The following is a 455-nucleotide window of genomic DNA, read 5'->3' on the forward strand; positions in this document are numbered from 1 at the left end:
CTTTTACCTTTTAAAGCGATGGTTTCTGTCTTATTGTCTTGTGGCAATTGCCCTTTTAAGTCAATCTGTTCAAGCTGAATAATTTGTTGATTTGGTTTAGCAAAACCACTGGCTTTGATTTCACCGTTCAATAAGTTAATCGGTGCTGCTGCCGCAATCGTTTGCGGATTAAAATCCTGCGCCTTGAGTTGCGCTTGCCATGATAGCTGTTGTTTTTCAGTTGGTAATTTAACTTTTGCTTGTCCAGTCAAACTGCCTTTTTCTGCTTCGTAGCGGAAATTTTCAACATTTAACAGGTCACCCTTAACATCTAAACGGGCGTCATATTTACCTGTTGGCAATAATGCCTGCTCATGTGGACGGATTGTCGTTGCGACATAGATATCTTGCTGACCTTCTTTTAAGGTCAGATTGGTATGACCTTCTTCACTACTCAGCCAGCCAATATATGGCAT

1 protein-coding gene is annotated in these 455 nt (G+C 40.9%); it reads right to left on the bottom strand.

What is annotated here, in order from left to right:
• Positions 1–455, bottom strand: a 455-nt coding sequence (locus KJQ97_RS09440; protein ID WP_214120697.1) for a hypothetical protein, incomplete at both ends; no start/stop codon positions are given.

It is taken from the genome of Campylobacter sp. 2018MI01 (assembly GCF_018501205.1).
In the GTDB taxonomy this organism is placed as follows: domain Bacteria; phylum Campylobacterota; class Campylobacteria; order Campylobacterales; family Campylobacteraceae; genus Campylobacter_E.